The 12,191-nt window shown below is 63.4% G+C and carries 16 protein-coding genes; 10 read left to right on the top strand and 6 right to left on the bottom strand.

All coding sequences use genetic code 11. The features are described 5' to 3' along the window. The 4 genes from SE92_RS16690 to SE92_RS16675 all read left to right on the top strand — a co-directional run bounded on the left by SE92_RS16690 (window position 1) and on the right by SE92_RS16675 (window position 3,279). The gene (locus SE92_RS16690; RefSeq protein WP_063203580.1) at window positions 1-1,728 is read left to right on the top strand and encodes a hypothetical protein; all 1,728 of its coding nucleotides are present in this window, start codon (window positions 1-3) and stop codon (window positions 1,726-1,728) included. A 144-nt stretch (window positions 1,729-1,872) separates the two neighbouring features. After that, complete coding sequence (locus SE92_RS16685; RefSeq protein WP_063196742.1) at window positions 1,873-2,319, top strand: hypothetical protein; 447 nt, start codon at window positions 1,873-1,875, stop codon at window positions 2,317-2,319. 110 nt (window positions 2,320-2,429) lie between these two features. Beyond that, window positions 2,430-2,711 carry a hypothetical protein gene (locus SE92_RS16680; RefSeq protein WP_063196741.1) on the top strand — a complete coding sequence of 94 codons (282 nt, stop codon included), beginning with the start codon at window positions 2,430-2,432 and terminating at the stop codon, window positions 2,709-2,711. Between the two features lie 121 nt (window positions 2,712-2,832). After that, the gene (locus SE92_RS16675) at window positions 2,833-3,279 is read left to right on the top strand and encodes a CHRD domain-containing protein (RefSeq protein WP_063203579.1); all 447 of its coding nucleotides are present in this window, start codon (window positions 2,833-2,835) and stop codon (window positions 3,277-3,279) included. A 46-nt stretch (window positions 3,280-3,325) separates the two neighbouring features. Here SE92_RS16675 and SE92_RS16670 read toward each other — a convergent pair whose 3' ends face one another. The 3 genes from SE92_RS16670 to SE92_RS36675 all read right to left on the bottom strand — a co-directional run bounded on the left by SE92_RS16670 (window position 3,326) and on the right by SE92_RS36675 (window position 6,288). Further along, window positions 3,326-3,691, bottom strand: a complete 366-nt coding sequence (locus SE92_RS16670; RefSeq protein ID WP_063196740.1) for a VanZ family protein — start codon at window positions 3,689-3,691, stop codon at window positions 3,326-3,328. Between the two features lie 74 nt (window positions 3,692-3,765). Further along, window positions 3,766-5,352 (bottom strand): EAL domain-containing protein, encoded by a 1,587-nt coding sequence (locus tag SE92_RS16665; protein ID WP_063196739.1) that lies wholly within the window; start codon window positions 5,350-5,352, stop codon window positions 3,766-3,768. 762 nt (window positions 5,353-6,114) lie between these two features. Further along, on the bottom strand, window positions 6,115-6,288 hold the full coding sequence (locus SE92_RS36675) for a hypothetical protein (protein WP_198172659.1): 174 nt from the start codon (window positions 6,286-6,288) through the stop codon (window positions 6,115-6,117). 1,070 nt (window positions 6,289-7,358) lie between these two features. Here SE92_RS36675 and SE92_RS16655 point away from each other — a divergent pair. From SE92_RS16655 to SE92_RS16645, 3 genes are all read left to right on the top strand, one after another. After that, the gene (locus SE92_RS16655) at window positions 7,359-7,649 is read left to right on the top strand and encodes a hypothetical protein (protein WP_063196737.1); all 291 of its coding nucleotides are present in this window, start codon (window positions 7,359-7,361) and stop codon (window positions 7,647-7,649) included. A 42-nt stretch (window positions 7,650-7,691) separates the two neighbouring features. After that, a complete protein-coding gene (locus SE92_RS16650; protein WP_063203578.1) occupies window positions 7,692-8,108 on the top strand; it encodes a hypothetical protein in 417 nt (138 codons plus the stop codon). A 148-nt stretch (window positions 8,109-8,256) separates the two neighbouring features. After that, entirely contained in the window at window positions 8,257-8,535 is a 279-nt protein-coding gene (locus SE92_RS16645; RefSeq protein ID WP_245324620.1) for a hypothetical protein, read from the top strand. Between the two features lie 14 nt (window positions 8,536-8,549). Here SE92_RS16645 and SE92_RS37145 read toward each other — a convergent pair whose 3' ends face one another. Then, window positions 8,550-9,233 (bottom strand): hypothetical protein, encoded by a 684-nt coding sequence (locus SE92_RS37145; protein ID WP_245324619.1) that lies wholly within the window; start codon window positions 9,231-9,233, stop codon window positions 8,550-8,552. A 707-nt stretch (window positions 9,234-9,940) separates the two neighbouring features. Between SE92_RS37145 and SE92_RS16635 the strand changes: the two genes are divergently transcribed. Both SE92_RS16635 and SE92_RS16630 read left to right on the top strand, forming a co-directional pair. Then, window positions 9,941-10,183 (top strand): hypothetical protein, encoded by a 243-nt coding sequence (locus tag SE92_RS16635; protein WP_063196734.1) that lies wholly within the window; start codon window positions 9,941-9,943, stop codon window positions 10,181-10,183. Window positions 10,184-10,263: 80 nt separating this feature from the next. Then, a complete protein-coding gene (locus tag SE92_RS16630; protein ID WP_157095507.1) occupies window positions 10,264-10,506 on the top strand; it encodes a hypothetical protein in 243 nt (80 codons plus the stop codon). 30 nt (window positions 10,507-10,536) lie between these two features. Here the strand turns inward: SE92_RS16630 and SE92_RS16625 are convergent, their stop codons facing one another. Beyond that, on the bottom strand, window positions 10,537-10,914 hold the full coding sequence (locus SE92_RS16625; protein ID WP_063196732.1) for a hypothetical protein: 378 nt from the start codon (window positions 10,912-10,914) through the stop codon (window positions 10,537-10,539). Window positions 10,915-11,204: 290 nt separating this feature from the next. Then, window positions 11,205-11,597 carry a hypothetical protein gene (locus SE92_RS16620; protein ID WP_063203577.1) on the bottom strand — a complete coding sequence of 131 codons (393 nt, stop codon included), beginning with the start codon at window positions 11,595-11,597 and terminating at the stop codon, window positions 11,205-11,207. 217 nt (window positions 11,598-11,814) lie between these two features. Between SE92_RS16620 and SE92_RS16615 the strand changes: the two genes are divergently transcribed. After that, window positions 11,815-12,189: a hypothetical protein gene (locus SE92_RS16615; RefSeq protein ID WP_063196731.1), complete on the top strand. Its 375-nt coding sequence runs from the start codon at window positions 11,815-11,817 to the stop codon at window positions 12,187-12,189. Window positions 12,190-12,191: the final 2 nt, after the last annotated feature.

Below are 12,191 nucleotides of genomic sequence, written 5' to 3'. Positions count from 1 at the left end.
ATGTCTTCCGTTCCGGCCGATACGTTCGCTGAGGCAATTGCCGCGATCGAGGACGTCTCCTCGCGGGTCGAGGATGTCTTCGCGCGCGTCGGTCACGGGCTCGGCCGCGGCCACCTCATCTTCAAGGAGCTGAACCAGGGTCTAGCGACGCTCTCGGGCGAGCTCTCCGGCGCGGAGATCGAGGGCGCCGCGACGGCGCTGCAGGAGATCGCCGCGAGGCTGAGCGAACTCGCACAGGCGCTGCCGGCGGAGAGCGCCCTCCTGGAGACGATCGGCAAGAGCACGGCGGAGGCGTCTTCGCTGCTCAAGCCGCTGTTCAAGCACATCCAGATGATCACCATCATCGCGCGCAGCGCGCGGATCGAGGCCGCCTCGCTCGACGGTGACCGCGAGGGCTTTCTTGCCTTCACGCAGGAAGCCTATGATCTCGGCAAGGCCGTGCAGCGCTCGATCGAAGGCTGCGGGCGGGACCAGCAGCGCCTGTCCGAGGCGGTCGCGACCGCCTCCGGCCGCCAGAAGGAATTCGAGAGCCGCTACCGGGCCCAATTGATGTCGGAGAGCGCCGAGCTCGGTGCGGCCTATTCCGGCCTGCGCGACCAGCGCAGCAAGAGCAGTCACCTCGCCGATCGCGCCAGCTCCAGCACCAGGAAGATCGCCGAGGCGGTCGGCGGCGCGATCATCTCGCTGCAGGCCGGCGACAGCACGCGCCAGCGTCTTGAGCACGTGTCCCACGGCATCAAGCTCGCGTCGGAATCCGCGCCGAGCCTGGTCCCCGGACCGCTCCCGAGCGATGACGGCGTGCGTGCGATCTGCCAGCTGCAGGCGGCGCAGCTCAGGGACGCCCAGCGCGAGTTCGGCGGCGACGTCGGCCAGATCGTCGGCGCGCTGACCGCCATCCTGCGCGATGCGGGCAGCGTCGCCGGCCACGGCCGCACGCTGTTCGGCGGCGAGGAGGACGGCTCGTCGTCGTTCCTCACACGCATCAAGCAGACGCTGGCGCACGCGTCGACCCTGATCGGAACTTGCGAGAGTGCGGGCCGCGCGGTCGACGAAGCGCTCGCGATCGTCGAGGATACGCTGGCGAAATTTCGCCAGGCGATCGCCGGGCTTGCCGAGGCGACGGTCGACATCACGCTGATCGGAATGAATGCCGGCCTCAAGGCAAGCCATCTCGGCAGCCGCGGCAGCGCCTTCGTCGTCATCGCCAACGAGCTCAAGGCGACCGCCGACCAGGTCTCCGCGGGCGCGGGGCGGCTGCGGCCCGTGCTCGACGGCATCGAGCGCTCGGCCGGTGAGCTGAGGCAGCTGCGCGTGCAGGGTGATCCCACGCAGCTCGCCAAGCTCGAGCCGCAAATCCTTGTGGCGCTGCGCGAGGTCGAGGCCGGCAACGAACGGCTCGGCAAGCTGATGAGCCGCCTCGTGGACGAAGGCGCGGAATTCGAGCGGCTGATGAATTCGGCCCAGGTCCTGATGACCACGCTCGGCGAGAGCTCCGCGGCCCTGCCTGCGGTCGCCGCGCGGCTCGAGACCGCGAGCGCGGGCGCGCAGCGGTTGCGGCCGGAAGCGCAGGATCAGGCGATCCTCGACGATCTCTTCGCGCGCTACACGATGGAGCGTGAGCGCGACGTGCATCGCGACGTCCTGCAAACACTCGGACTGGTGTCGGCCGCCGCCACGCGCCGGGTCGAGGCGGTCGCGGCCGCGGATGACGGCATCGAATTGTTCTGACGCCGGTGCCGCGATGCGCGGCGGCTGCAATTTGACGGGTTCGCTTTGCAGGGCGTTAACCGTGGCGGAATGCTCGCCGCATCGGTCATTGCCGCGCCCCGGAGTTGGTTGCAAATACCAGTGAATTCTACGGTGGATGCTTCCATGATGCGGGACGGCAAATACGCGGCCTGGTTCAGGACCCCGCGCGCCCAGGGCACGGGCGTCGTGCATCTGGCTGGCGGGCGGATCTCCGGTAGCGACAGCTTCTTCACCTATGGCGGATCCTATCAGTTCGATGACGACCAGCGCTTCACGGCCGTCCTGACCACCCGGCGATATGCCGATGGACCGCCGACCGTGTTCGGCCTGGACGAGGTCGAGGTCAGCCTCGCCGGCGTGTGCAACGGCGCGATGGCGACCTGCTCCGGAACGGCCAGGGAAGCGCCCGACGTGATGTTCGAGGTGACGCTGATCTACAGCCAGGAAGATGCGCCGGCGACGGAGGCTCGATCCGCTGTCGTGAAGCTCAACGACAAATTGCCCAAGGGCCTCGACAGCCGTGCGCGCTCGCGCCAGTTCCCGGCACCTCCGAGGCCACCCGCGTCTTAGTCTTGTGTTGACGCTATCGCCGTGAAGCGGGCTGCGACCGCGATGCGGCAACGGTGCATTCAGGGGGACAAGGCTAGGATGAAGCCGCTTGTAAAGGGACGGACGACAACATGCCTCAGATCTGGATGACGTATGACGAACTGGCGACGCTCAGCGGCTGCACGCCGGCGGAGGCCAGGATGCGGGCCATGCATTTGTCGCTCGACCGCCGCAAGAGCCGCGATGGCGCAACACGCGTCAAGCTCGACCTCGCGCTGACCGCCAAGTTCTTCGCATCGATCCGCGAAGCGGATTTCGATCTCGACGGCGCCATCGCCGCGCTCCAGAGCACGCATCGGCAGATGGCCGAACTCCTGACACCAACCGGGTTCCGCGAGCGCGGAGCAGCTTAAGCGCTTCGCGCTTGGAACTCCGATAGCTTTTCGCGAATCAGGCATAGTCTCGTCTCCGGAAGATCAAGCCGAAGCCGGGGTTTCAACCATGACGGGCCTTTCCAGCCCGCAGGAGAATGCCATGAGGAAAGCCAGGGATCGGATCGGCGTGACTTTGTTGGGAATTGCGATGCTCGGCGGGCTGTGGACCGCCACGGCCGCGCCGTCACGCGCGGAGGTCGTCAAGCTGCAGGCCGACCTCAAGGGCAGCAACGAAGTGCCTCCCAACAGCTCCACCGGTTCGGGCAAGGCCGAGGCCGCGTTCGATACCGAGACCAAGGTCCTGACCTATACGGTCAGCTATGCCGATCTGACGGGTCCGGCGATGGGGGCTCATTTTCATGGTCCCAGTGAAGCGGGCAAGAATGCCGGCATCGCGCTGCCGTTCAAGACGGTCCAAAGCCCCATCCAGGGCAGCGCCACGCTCACGGAGGCTCAGGCGGCGGATCTGTTGGCCGGGAAGTGGTACGCGAACATACATACCGCGGCGAACCCAGGCGGCGAACTGCGCGGGCAGATGATGAAGTAGGGGCCATGCTGCGCCGGCGCTGAAAGGATCTTCAGCGCCGCGAGCTTCAGGCGGGTGGCCGGGGCAGGAAGGCCAGGATCGTTTGCGCGAGGATGACACCGACGGTGCCGCCCGCAGCCTTTTGCAGCACGTCCAGGAAGCCCGGATCACGATCGGGCGTCAGCGCCTGCAGCACCTCGAGCCCCATTGCGACGGCCAGGACAAGCGAGCAGGCCAAAACCAGCCGCCCGGGCAACAGGAAGGCGAGCAGGAAGCCCAGCAGCCCATAGGCACTGAAGCGCTCGATGACGACGATCCAATAGGCCTCGCTATGCCCCATCAGCGCCGGCCGTCCCGCCAGTCTTGCCAAGGTGGCATAGACGATGAGAGCGAGGCAGATGGCCGCGGCTGCGATGAGGTGATTTCGACGCATGGCCCATCATAGCCGCTCGGGGGCCGGACCGCTTCGAAAGACGAGAATATCGTTAAAGCATCCCGGCGAGCCGGTCAGGCGACCAGGACATCGCCAGCCGGCGACGGGCTTGCGGAGCGGCGGCGTGAATCGACGAGCTCGCTGAATTTTGCAAATGGGAGCGGTGCGGCGACGAGATAGCCCTGGCCTTCTTCGACGCCCGTCGCGATCAGCGCCCGGAGCTGCTCCTCGGTCTCGATGCCTTCTGCAACGACCGTCATGCGGAAGTCCTTGGCGAGCGCGACCAGCATCTCGACGATGGTCGTGGTCGATGCATCCACGGTGATGGTGTCGACGAAGAACTTGTCGATCTTGATCGTGTTGGCGCCGAGCCCCTTCAGTCGCGACAGTCCGCTATGGCCAACGCCGACGTCGTCGATGGCGACGCGAAAGCCATGGTCGCGCAGCTCGGCCACGATTGCCGCGGCGCGCGCGAGATCGTCCAGTTCGTCGCGCTCGGTGACTTCGACCACGATCTGGCGTGCGGAGACTCTGGCCGTCAGAACCGTGCGGCGCAGCGTTTCGACGAAGCCGGCACTCAGCAGGTGCTTGGGCACGACGTTCAGGGACATCTTGAAGGTCTTGTCGGCCTTCAGCATGGGTTGCAGGTCGGAGAGCGCCGATCGCAGGATCTGCCAGGTCATCACCTGGATGCGCCCGCTGGATTCGGCCAGCGGAATGAAGTTCATCGGCGGCACCACCGAGCCGTCCCGACGGACCCAGCGTGCCAGGATCTCGCAACCCGTGATCCTGCCTGTCCTGAGATCGAAGATGGGTTGATAATAGGGCTTGAATTCGCGGGCTGCGAGGGCGCGATCGAGATCGGCGACCGGCCCTTCCATCCGGCGGCTGCGTGCCAGCAGGATGCCGAAGAGGACGCCAAGTCCGACGGACACTGCGAGCGCCGGCCAATAGGATTCGCTGTTCCAGTTCGAAAGGACCGCGTGCTCGATCCGGATCGTGGCGTGAAGCGGGAAGCGCGTGGAATGCCGCTCGAAGCTGATCGGCCCGAGCAGGGGCCTGTCGGCATCGAGCCGGAAATCGCCGAGCTTCTCGCCATTGCTCAAGGCGAGGATCACCTCGCTGTGCGCGCGCAGCTCGGCGGGCATGAGATCGAACAGGTTGGCATTGATGCCGACGATGGCGACCAGGGCGGAGCTGCGATCGACGTCCCTGAGCACACCCAATGCATCGCCGCCGAATTGCTCGACGCGAAACAGCGAGGGCGCGTTGTCGCGCGAGGGCAGCATGTCGCGGCGATCCACCCATCCCTTGTCGAATTCGAGCGTCTCGGAATAGGCCGAGCAGATCACCGAGCCGTCCGGCTTGACGAGGCGGACATCCTTGATCGTCGAGCGCTGGTAGACGTGGAGGCGGATGGCTTGCAACGCCCCCGGCTCGCAGCTGGCAAGATTGCGCTTTGCGAGCTCGTCGAGGCTGGCGGCGGCAAAATCGACCGCGAATTCGGAGCGGCGCAGAACCACCTCGGTCAGCTCGTTGAGCTGGTGCGCCTGCTGGTGGCGAATGACGGCCTCCGCCGCAAGATGGCCCGCCAGGGCGAACGCCATCGTGCTCGCGAGCACGAGCGCCACAAACGGAAGGTTCGGTCGCTGGTGTCTCATCCGGTCCGGGCGGAATTCAGGAGAGGCGGGGACTTGATCTTGGGAATTATCTTGAGAACTAGCTTGGGACTTATCTTGGGAATTGATCCTAGCCAGCGGGGGCTAAGATAGGGTTTAACGAGCGGACCGGCGCGGATGGGCGACCGAGTGGTTGCCTGACCAATGGTCGCGCGGCCCGAGCATGAAAGTTGAGCAGTATGATCAGGACGTTAAGCCTTCTTCTCCTGTCGTTGGTCGTCGGAAGCTCTGTGGCCTTGGCGCAGGGGACCAAAGACCAGCCGGCGGGCAATCAGCCCACCACACGCAGCGGCACGGCGACAAATTCCAGTTCGGACAGCATGGGTGGTGCCTTCAAGGGGACGGGGACTCCCAACTATGGAACCAGCCCGGGGATGGGATCCCAGAAGAAGACGCGCAACTAGGCCTGAACGGCTGGGCGGATTGAAAGGAGGCCGTTCGCGCTCACCGAAGGCGGGCGTGGATGACCTCTGGATAGGATCTGCCTGAGCCGGCGGTGCGGGGTGCGGCGGGGTCGCGGGCGGCCCGCAGGCGAAGCACGACGAATGCGATGTTAATCGCCAGCCAGATCAACATTGCGGAAATGGCAAAATGGACCACTGCCAGACCTCACTTCGAGGTCTGGATAACAGCCCAAGGTTGCCTTGGTTCCGTCTTGCAGGGCGAGAAAGCTCAGCGGATTCGGAGGGCTGCCAGGAGGGGACCGACGGGGAAACTGTCGTCCGCGACGAACCGCTTCCAAGACTAGCCCTTCTTCCCCGTCTTCGACTTCAGCGAAAGGCCAAGCCGCAAAGCCATGCGCTTGATCGCGTCAGGCGAGCGTCCGAGAACCTTCGCTGCCTCTTCCAGCGAAGCCGAAGACTTCGCCAGCTCCATGAGCCGGCGGTCTTCCTTAAACGACCAGGGCTTGCGCGCCATAACCGAAATGATCCTCTCGTCGACACAACGACAAAGCCGCCAAGCGACCCATGTTCGCTCGACGGCTTTGCTTGGGTGGGGCCAGGCTTGGGGGAGCCCGGTGCGAAGATGGATATGCGATCGGTTAGACTTCGCAACAAACAACGCGGATTAAGCTAACTCCTCAACCTTACCGCGATGAAGTTGGTGCATGACGCTCCGTATAACCACGGTGTTTCGTGGCGAATCCAATGCACCGCGTTGTGGTGGCGAGGATTGGGGCCAGCGGAGCTGCACCGACGATGAAGGCTCCGTCAGTCCGCACGGCTGCCTTGGGCCACAGAAGAAAGGGCCGTCATCAAGGCGCGCCATGAACGAGGGTTCATTGTGTCGCCCTGTCGAGTTCTGGTAAAGAGAAGATCGAGAGCCTCTTGCCGGCGATCCGTGCCCACGCGCGTCGACCAATCTTCAAGCACCACGTTGCACAAACTTCATGTTCGTCTGACAAAAGTTTCAGCGCTGCCGATCTTGAAGTCGTCACAACGAAAAGATGAAATGAACGCGGGAGGAACGTTCCGGCAAACGTGGGAACATTCCAGATGTTGGCTGTTTTGGTTTTGATGTCGATTTTCGCGGCGGGTTTCTGCTGCGGCTATGGTGTCAGGGCGTGGCGCTCGAAAAGGCGATCGGCGCGATACCGCCTCTACGCGCCCTATACCCCCGCTGCGATGGAGACCGGTCGAAGCCAGCCGCCATCGTAAATCTTGCAGCGACCTGCGTCCGCTCGAGGGGCGTGGCCGCGAAATCGAAATGACGAACCGAAATAACGATCCGAAATAACCATGTGTGGTTAGGTTAACTGGTCACCGTCCTTGAGCGCTTCGGAAGGGCAGCCTAAAGACGGATCAGTTCATGACGAGCATTGGGCCGCTTCGAATTTTCCGAGGCGCGCAGGTAGGCATAGATGACGTATCTCATTGCGTTGCTGGGCGCGACGACTTGCGCCCTCATTCTGATTGCGTTTGTTTGCACCTATGGTCGGCATCTGAAGGACCTTCCAGGTCCTTGGATCATGAACGAGGGTCATTCAATTGATTGATCAACGACACAACGCGCCCCGCCGGTATTTCGTTGACGCGCAAGGGCATCGCGTTCTGATCGGCCTGTCGCTGCAGGAGACGGCGGAATTCGAAGCGCTGGATGTCACAGCGACGGAGACGCCGCAAATCGTGACCGAAACCGGCATGGGCAAGGGAGCCGCCGCGGTTGACGACGTTCGATGGCTTGAGCTCTACTCCAAGCACGAAGGAGCCTGGCGGGTGTGGATCGCACGGAGCCAGGCGGAGCGGATACCGGATTTAGGCTTTGTTAACCATGTCTGACCGATGGTAGCGGCTTAGATTTCGAGAATGGGGATGGCCCACATGTTTCAGCTGTTCCTGAGAGCACGCGCGCACAATCTTCTCGGCTCCCGCCGCGAGGACAAGGGCTTCAAAGCCCGCTCCGTGGAGCGTGATGCGGAGACCGACCGCGCCAGGATCGGCGCCGTGATGGCCGCGATCGACACCGCCCTGCGAGATGCGGAGAGGGAGCAGGTCGGTCTCAGTCGACGTGTCGATGACGCACTCGCGCGTGCATCCGTCACCTTCGGAAACGGCACCGACGAATATCTCGAGCGCGAGGCGCTCGACAATTATCACCAGGATCTGTTCGCGGCCGACATCTCCAATGGCCAGCGCCGGCTCAAGGAATTGGCAAGCTCCATTGCGCACTTGAAGTTCGTCAGGACCGCAATGCTGACGCGTTTTCCGGATTTCAAGCCGCCGCAGCTCAACAGCTGATATTGGGAAGCTTGTGGCGCGCCCTGCGGGCGTCCCCCAAGGGGCCCAGGGCAGGCCGCGTGACAATTCGGCTCCGCTTTGCGGTTTGGCGCCTTGATCCTTTTTGCTATGGTTCCGAGAAGCATTCACGGATTGAAGGAGCAAAGAGGTGCCGGTCAAGAATTTGCGGACATTGGTTGGCTTGGCGGCTACTTTGACATTGGCTGTGCCGGCAACGGCCTCAGCCATCACAGCGGAGGTCGCGCGCGCATGCGACGCGGCGGTGGCCAAGGCCTTTCCGCCCCGGCAAATCGGCAATCCGGCGGCAGGTAGCGCCAAGGGAACGGCCAAGGATCAGCGCGACTATTTCCAGAAGTGCGTCTCGAATAACGGCAAGGTCGACGACGCGCCGGCGGAAGCGTCCAAGGACAGCAAGCCGTCAAAATAGGAAATCGAACTAGGCTAGCGTCGCGGCGGCGGGCATGGCGAGTAGAACGCGCCGTTCGCCGCATTGATGCGCTCGACGCATTGGTTGGGATCGGTGACGGTCCCGGCCACGGTGAAATCGTAGCCCATGCCCTTGACGACGACGACGTAGCGGCCGGGCGACAGCGCGAAGCCGTCCTGCTCCGGTTGCAGCAGCAGCATCCTCGGCTGATCCTCGACCGGTCCGACCTTGTAGGGGTAGGACATGCTGCGAATGACCCAGGAATCGCCCGCGCTGACCATGGCGGCCTTGCCGGAGGCATCGACGCCCATCGACCGCGATACGTTGGCGACGACGCGAACCTCGGTCACGCTTGCGTCAATGCTTCCGTCGGGTCTGAACACGATGAATCTGACATCGCCGCTCGTCAGCGTCGTTGCACTCGGCGTGTTGATGGCCGCCGAGATGGCGACGCGGCGGTCCGGAATCTTTCCCGGGACCGGCTTCAGTTCCTGCAGCTGTCCTTCGTTCAGCGCGTAGACGCCGAAGGTCGTCGGCAACGGGATCGAGGGTTGCGCGGTTGGTGCCGGCTCCCTGGCGCTGTCGGACGACCGTTCAACGGTTTCGCTCTCAGGTGGGGTTGCCGTGGCAGCCGGGCGAGGCTCGGGGCTCGCCGCTACCTGCTCGGATGGTTTTGCCAATTGCGACAGTGCGGCCATTTGTGTCTTTAACCGCGGCCAAAAGATCACTGCGGCGCTGCCGCCGGCAATCAGCAGGAGAATGACGGCGAGCCGAACCAGAAAGGTGAAGGTGCCGCTCCGTTTAGGCTGATCCAGGGATCGCGGTGGTGCCACGGGACGGCGCGCTGCTCTCTCATCCTTTGCAGGCGGCGGCGAAGCCGAAACCGGTGATGTTGGAATGGGCGGGGGAGCGGGGCTCGCGGCCGGAGGAGGCGGCGAAGAGGCCGTTGCTGCGGCGGCGTTTGGCGGCTCTGACGCTGCGCTGCGCGCGAAGGTGCGCTCGACCTCCTTGATGGCGCGTTCGAGGACTTGCTGAAGCTCGCGAGATTCCCGCGCGTCGGCGTGGGTGAACTGCTCCAGCAGCTTGACGCGCGCCAGCTCATAGACGATCTCCCGCATCTGCGGGGGATCGTCGGATACGGCGCGGATTCGGCTCGACAGGAGACGGATAAACCCGGCTTTGATCTGTTGCGTCGAGGGGGCGTTTGCCGCAGTTTCACCGGAGTCGGTCATCAAGGCCGATCAAGTAGCTCGGATAAGGCCATTTCGCTAGGTTTTTCCGCTCGAGGCGTTGCCGCCGAGGGTACTTTCCGGACCCGCCAAAGCCATGCGCGTCTTTCGAAGATGCTTGCTTTTAGGGGAAAACCTGTGACATTTCGCCAAGCTCCTCTTTCCGGTGTTCGACCATGCGCGGCGTTCTGACAGTCCTCTCGGTTTTGACCTTCCTGGCTTCGCCTGCCGTTGCGCAAGGCATCAAGGATCAGGCCAACACCACGAGCTCCAGCATCATCACGACGCCGACGAAGAAGGCGCAAAGCACCCAGGCGGCGTCCCGGCCGACGGCGGTCCGGCATGTGACCGGGCTTCCGGCCGGAAAGTCGGCCCAAGGCGTCTGGCGCGATGGCAAGCTGGTCGCCGTTCCCCGCTGAGGCCACCGCCCAACGAACCGTGAAGCAGCCGTGAAGGAACGGCAATCGCCTCCCTGACGTTCTTGCTCGGGAGATAATTCATGAAACGACCAGTTCTGATCGCTATTGCGTTGCTCGTGCCCGCCGCCGCGTGGGCCCAGGGCGTCAACGATCCGTCGACGCCCAATCGAAACGTGACCATCGTCAATCCGTCGCAGCCCGCGCCGCCCAACGCCACGCGCAATATTCCGAGCCGGATCGAGCCGCCCGTCACGACCGGCGGCGGACGCGCCCGGCCGTATTACGGGAACAGAACCCGGGGCAGCGGGTCGAGCCGCCGTTAGCCGCGCCGTTCACCTTCGGCGGCGCTCGATCTATTGCGGGTTGACCTCGACCTCCAGGGTCGATGTCCCCGGGTCGTGTCGGTTCTTGCCCGAGATCAGCAGCGTGAACTTGTCGGAGCCGCCTGCTTCGTTTTTCGCCGAATAGCGGAAGCCGGAACCGACCACCGCCAATTCGCCTTGCGATGGTCCGCTCACGACCGATACGTCGAAGATCTGCATGTAGGACCAACGCAGTCCCTGGATGCAATCCGTCCCAGGCGCGATCGACATCGTCCATTTCACCGTGTCGTGCGACAGCGCAAACGGCGTTCGTTCCTTGATGCAGAGAGGGCTGGCGTGCGCTCCGAGGCTGGACACGGCAGAGGCCGCGACGGCAGCAGCTAACAGCAACACCGGTCTTGCACGCATGCTCGGCAACTCCACGAAGGGGGATGCCGAAAGCTAGCAGCAAGGAGCTAATGAGGTCTTAGAAGCGCTGGTTATCTGGAGACGGCTAACCCACGCGGAACTCAGGTTGACCGTTCATCCCGAGAACCAACTCGGAACCATGCATTCGGCTCCACGTGTTTGCCCGACGCAACCTGCATTTCGGGAAGTCGTAAGTCATTGATTTGGTTGAGGCCGTCTACTGTGCATGGGGTTGTTTTTCGAGTTTTTAACTGGAGCGCCGTCCCCAGGTCCCAAATTCCGGTGCTCGATCACTGCCCGTTGGGTGTCATTCCGCCGCCGGCGGGGAAGTTGCTGGACTTGAGCGTCATTCCGCTGACACGGAAGCGGACGTTTCCAGCGAGATAGAGATAGTCCGAGGTGGTGCTGCCAACCGTGCGCACTTCGACATAGGTCAACGTGATCGAACCAACGCTCGGCGTCACCTGGGTGATCTCGACGTAACGTGCTCCAGGGAAGAGCTTCTGGTCGAGGCCGTAGAAGATCTTCTCCCGCTCCGACCACAGGACGAAGTGCCCGCCGGTCTTCTGATCGACGGCCTCATATTGAGTATGGATGACTTGCGGGTATTCGATTTGGCCGGCTCTCGCGGGCTGCACGCCGAAGCAGATCGTCAAAATCAGCAAAGCAATGATGCGAGCCACGATCAAAATCCTCTGGCCAAAAACGAAATCTTGCCCGCGAATTCGCTTCCTTGCAATTGGCAAAGAGATAGACTGAAAGCCTTGCGCCCAAGCGTTTTCCGGCCAATCGCCGTTCTTGTGATGTGTCTTTGGATTTATCGATATGCGAACCGTTCGACCTGACCAATTGCCAGCTGGCGAACGCCGGCTCAGGGCGCTGGCTGGAGCAGTCGTAACCATGGCCGGTGCGCTCGGTCTTTGTCTCGCCAGTCAGTCCCTGTGTCTTGCTCAGACCGATCCGGAGCCTTCGATCAGCGACTATCTTCCGCCCAAAGAGCCGGAAGTCTCGCGCGACGAATGGCGGCAACGCATCGAGGAGGCGCGACGGCGGGCCAAGGATGTCTCGCGGGAGCGGCGAGAGCATCCGGAGCTCTACAAGCCGATCCCGGAGGATCCGGACCTCGTCGCGACCGAACGTCTGCTCCGCGACGACAGCCTGCAGCGAGGCGACATCGTCACGACCAAGAAGGGCATGTTCGTCTACCAGGGGCGATCCGATCAGCCGCGCCGCGATCAGGATTTTGTGCCGGTCAACCCGAAATCGGTGCGCTGAGG

Source organism: Bradyrhizobium sp. AT1 (assembly GCF_001590795.1).
In the GTDB taxonomy this organism is placed as follows: domain Bacteria; phylum Pseudomonadota; class Alphaproteobacteria; order Rhizobiales; family Xanthobacteraceae; genus Bradyrhizobium.
Note: the sequence above shows the minus strand (reverse complement) of the source record. Positions and strands in the feature narration are given on the sequence as shown.

What these genes read in the sequence shown, in the direction of transcription:
- SE92_RS16690 (WP_063203580.1), top strand. Translation starts at nt 1, where the DNA reads ATGTCTTCCGTTCCGGCCGATACGTTCGCTGAGGCAATTGCCGCGATC.
- SE92_RS16685 (WP_063196742.1), top strand. Translation starts at nt 1,873, where the DNA reads ATGATGCGGGACGGCAAATACGCGGCCTGGTTCAGGACCCCGCGCGCC.
- SE92_RS16680 (WP_063196741.1), top strand. Translation starts at nt 2,430, where the DNA reads ATGCCTCAGATCTGGATGACGTATGACGAACTGGCGACGCTCAGCGGC.
- SE92_RS16675 (WP_063203579.1), top strand. Translation starts at nt 2,833, where the DNA reads ATGAGGAAAGCCAGGGATCGGATCGGCGTGACTTTGTTGGGAATTGCG.
- SE92_RS16670 (WP_063196740.1), bottom strand. Translation starts at nt 3,691, where the DNA reads ATGCGTCGAAATCACCTCATCGCAGCCGCGGCCATCTGCCTCGCTCTC.
- SE92_RS16665 (WP_063196739.1), bottom strand. Translation starts at nt 5,352, where the DNA reads ATGAGACACCAGCGACCGAACCTTCCGTTTGTGGCGCTCGTGCTCGCG.
- SE92_RS36675 (WP_198172659.1), bottom strand. Translation starts at nt 6,288, where the DNA reads ATGGCGCGCAAGCCCTGGTCGTTTAAGGAAGACCGCCGGCTCATGGAG.
- SE92_RS16650 (WP_063203578.1), top strand. Translation starts at nt 7,692, where the DNA reads ATGTTTCAGCTGTTCCTGAGAGCACGCGCGCACAATCTTCTCGGCTCC.
- SE92_RS37145 (WP_245324619.1), bottom strand. Translation starts at nt 9,233, where the DNA reads ATGGCCGCACTGTCGCAATTGGCAAAACCATCCGAGCAGGTAGCGGCG.
- SE92_RS16635 (WP_063196734.1), top strand. Translation starts at nt 9,941, where the DNA reads ATGCGCGGCGTTCTGACAGTCCTCTCGGTTTTGACCTTCCTGGCTTCG.
- SE92_RS16630 (WP_157095507.1), top strand. Translation starts at nt 10,264, where the DNA reads ATGAAACGACCAGTTCTGATCGCTATTGCGTTGCTCGTGCCCGCCGCC.
- SE92_RS16625 (WP_063196732.1), bottom strand. Translation starts at nt 10,914, where the DNA reads ATGCGTGCAAGACCGGTGTTGCTGTTAGCTGCTGCCGTCGCGGCCTCT.
- SE92_RS16615 (WP_063196731.1), top strand. Translation starts at nt 11,815, where the DNA reads ATGGCCGGTGCGCTCGGTCTTTGTCTCGCCAGTCAGTCCCTGTGTCTT.